Below are 3,124 nucleotides of genomic sequence, written 5' to 3'. Positions count from 1 at the left end.
CAGTCCGACGATCGCGCTCCTCCTCGGCATATTCTTCTTCCACGAGCCTTTCGGCGCAGCGCAGCTCTCCGCCTGCGCCTGCATCTGGACGGCGCTTTTGATCTTCACGCTCTCCGAGCGCACGCGGTAAGCAGGCGGCTGCCTTCACTCTCCCGCCGCGCGCCTTGCGATCTCGCGCATCCGTTCGATGGCATGGCCGCGCGATTCCAGATCATCCGCCAAGATGACGAGGATCATGTCGTTGTCATTCTCGCCGTAAAAAATGCCGCCGTCGCTGTACAGGCCGTCGAGCTCGCCCGTCTTGTGCGCGATCCGCGCTTTGGGCAGCGCATGCGGGAAACATTCCGTATCGGTCTGCGCCAAAAGCATGTCGCGCATCTTGCCGTCATACGGCTCGCCGACACATTCCGAACGGTAAAGACAGGCGAAAAACTCGCCGAGGTCGCGTGCCGAGGTGTAGTTCTCACGGCCTTCGCGCACGGCTTTCGTATCCATCATCTTGCGCTGCAGACGAGACGCACGGCAGCCGTGCGCCTTCATCCAGCGGTTGATTTCCGCCATGCCCAAGCGGTCGATCATCATGTTTGTCGCCGTATTGTCGCTCTCAGCGATCATCAGACGCAACAGCGTCTCGACGGAGAGCGCCGTGCCGTCACGATAGCCTGCGATCACACCTGCGCCGCCCACCTTGTCGTCCGCCTCGATTCGCAGCCAATCATCGAGATGCAGCTCGCCGGCTTTGACTTTTTCCATGGCACAGGCAAGGATAAACACCTTGATCATACTCGCTGCACACCTCTCCTCTTCGTCGGCGATCAGCGGCGTCGTCCCATCCTCAGGATAGGCGAGGTAGACCGAGAACTTCGCGCCGCCCTGCGCCGTGAGCCGACGCACCTCCTCGACCAGCGCACGGCGATCTTGCCTCACGTGCTCCGGCACCTTCGGGGCAGACAGGAGAGGCTCATCCGTACGCGGGCGATCGGCAGGCGACTCTTCATGCCGCTCGTGCAGCAGCAGCCACAAACCGCCGGCAAACAGAAGGAGAACGACGATGCCCACAATCAGCAAAGACAGGGCGATGATGATGTTTCGATTCGTGCCATTCATTTGTAAAGACTGTTGAACTGTGCATTCGCTTCATCGAAAGCATACGATGCCGTCGTGCCGTCGCTGAAGCCGTAGCTGTAATCGCCGCCATTCGAGCTGTCCACCATGCCTTTATACAGCCCCTGCGCACGCTTCACCTCGATGGCAAAGAGCGCACGCAGCGCATTGCGCCGTGCAGGATCGACATCGAGCGCACTCGCGCGGCTCTCGGCTCTTTGCGCACGCTCCATGGCGTATCTCGCATCATTCATCAAGCCGGCGGCATTGCGAAAGTTCGGATATCGGCTCAGATGCTGGTTCGCACGGCTGGCCACCTCACCGATGGCGATGTCGATCTCATCCTTTTCGCGCACGAGATCGTTCCATGCGGCGCTGTCCTGCACCTTTGGCGTCTCCTTGGCGGACGGCTGCGTCTGCATCGTTTTCGGTGCCGCACTCTTGTCGTCATCACTCGCGTTGTAGAAGTAGATGCCGAGCCCACCGAGGACGAGCACGAAAACCCCGAGGACGAGCAAGATGCCGCAGCCGATCAAAAGCCCCGTCTTGCCCGACGAGCCGCCGCTCGACCGAGGCGGCATCGGCGTGCCGAGCGGCGGCTGCGAGCCTTGTCGCCAAGCCGCGCCGCCCTGCGCCGACAGTCCTTGCCCGCCCTGTGCCGGCACATGTCCTGCCGCTCCGCCCATCGGCTTCACCAAATTCACACCTTGTCCGCAGTTTTGGCAGACGTCCGTTCCCTCGGGCAGAGCCGTCCCGCAATTGCTGCAATATTTCATGCTTCTCCCTCCATCTCTCTTACATTGCTCAACGATGAAGTTCTCTCTTTTGATGCGATGTTCCTGCAAAACTCTGCAATTTTTCCACCCTGCCGAAGAAACGTTTCTCCTCCCCGCGATACCTTTACAAGATTCTCTTTTCTACGGTATAATGAAAATGTAATGTTTTTTCTGCACGAAAGGGAGGTTTTCTCTGTCATGAAAGACGAAATCTTCAGCGTTCTCCAGCGCGTCGGCCGCAGCTTCATGCTGCCCGTCGCCGTACTGCCGATCGCCGGCATCCTCTTGGGACTTGGCGCGTCGTTCACCAATCCCACGACCATCGAGACGTACGGTCTCGTCGCCCTGCTCGGCGAAGGAACGGCGCTCCATGCGCTTTTGACCATCATGGCGAGTGCAGGCAGCACGATCTTCAGCAACCTGCCGATCATCTTCGCCGTCGGCGTCGCCATCGGCATGGCGAAAGCAGAGAAGGAGGTCGCGGCGCTCTCCGCCATGATCGCCTTCTTCGTCATGCACACAGCATGCAACGCCATGCTGAAGCTCGGCGGAGAGATTCTCGCGGACGGCTCGATCGCCCCCTCCGTACTCGAAGGAACGATCGCACCGAGCTGTGGCATCCTGTCGTTTCAAATGGGCGTTTTCGGCGGCATCATCGTCGGTCTTGGCGTCGCGTGGCTGCACAACAAATACCACAAGATCATACTGCCCAACGCACTGTCGTTCTTCGGCGGCTCGCGCTTCGTCCCCATCATCTCGACCATCGTCTTCCTCTTCGTCGGCATCGCCATGTACTTCGTTTGGCCGCTCGCGCAGCAAGGCATCTTCGCGCTCGGCGGTCTTGTGACGGGCACGGGCTACATCGGCACGCTGATCTTCGGTATCATCAAACGCGCCTTGATCCCCTTCGGTCTGCACCACGTCTTCTACCTGCCGTTTTGGCAGACGGGGCTTGGCGGCTCCATGATGATCAACGGCCAGCTCATCCAGGGCGGTCAAAACATCTTCTTCGCTCAGCTCGCCTCGCCCGACATCACACACTTCAGCTCGGATGCCACACGCTACTTCTCGGGCGAATTTATCTTCATGATCTTCGGTCTGCCGGGCGCGGCGCTCGCCATGTACCGCTGTGCACGTCCCGAAAAGAAAAAAGTGGCGGGTGGACTCCTTCTCTCTGCGGCTTTGACCTCGATGCTCACGGGCATCACGGAGCCGATCGAGTTCTCCTTCCTCTTCGTCGCCCC

At 59.8% G+C, this 3,124-nt stretch carries 3 protein-coding genes; 1 reads left to right on the top strand and 2 read right to left on the bottom strand.

Translation table 11 applies throughout. The features are described 5' to 3' along the window. Positions 1-144: 144 nt before the first annotated feature. Both ACTTKG_RS10115 and ACTTKG_RS10110 read right to left on the bottom strand, forming a co-directional pair. A complete protein-coding gene (locus ACTTKG_RS10115; RefSeq protein ID WP_442674075.1) occupies positions 145-1,107 on the bottom strand; it encodes a serine hydrolase in 963 nt (320 codons plus the stop codon). Beyond that, positions 1,104-1,880, bottom strand: a complete 777-nt coding sequence (locus ACTTKG_RS10110) for a zinc ribbon domain-containing protein (protein ID WP_442674074.1) — start codon at positions 1,878-1,880, stop codon at positions 1,104-1,106. Before ACTTKG_RS10110 ends, ACTTKG_RS10115 begins: the two co-directional genes overlap by 4 nt. 198 nt (positions 1,881-2,078) lie before the next feature. Between ACTTKG_RS10110 and ACTTKG_RS10105 the strand changes: the two genes are divergently transcribed. Next, a partial coding sequence (locus ACTTKG_RS10105; RefSeq protein ID WP_442674073.1) for a PTS transporter subunit EIIC occupies positions 2,079-3,124 on the top strand: 1,046 nt, incomplete at its 3' end.

The organism is Selenomonas sp., assembly GCF_052169755.1.
In the GTDB taxonomy this organism is placed as follows: Bacteria; Bacillota; Negativicutes; order Selenomonadales; family Selenomonadaceae; genus Selenomonas.
The sequence above is the reverse complement of the archived record's forward strand: the minus strand, read 5'-3'. Positions and strand labels throughout refer to the sequence as shown.

Bases quoted from the DNA above. Each gene is read 5' to 3' on its own strand.
- ACTTKG_RS10115 (WP_442674075.1), bottom strand. From the start codon at position 1,107: ATGAATGGCACGAATCGAAACATCATCATCGCCCTGTCTTTGCTGATT.
- ACTTKG_RS10110 (WP_442674074.1), bottom strand. From the start codon at position 1,880: ATGAAATATTGCAGCAATTGCGGGACGGCTCTGCCCGAGGGAACGGAC.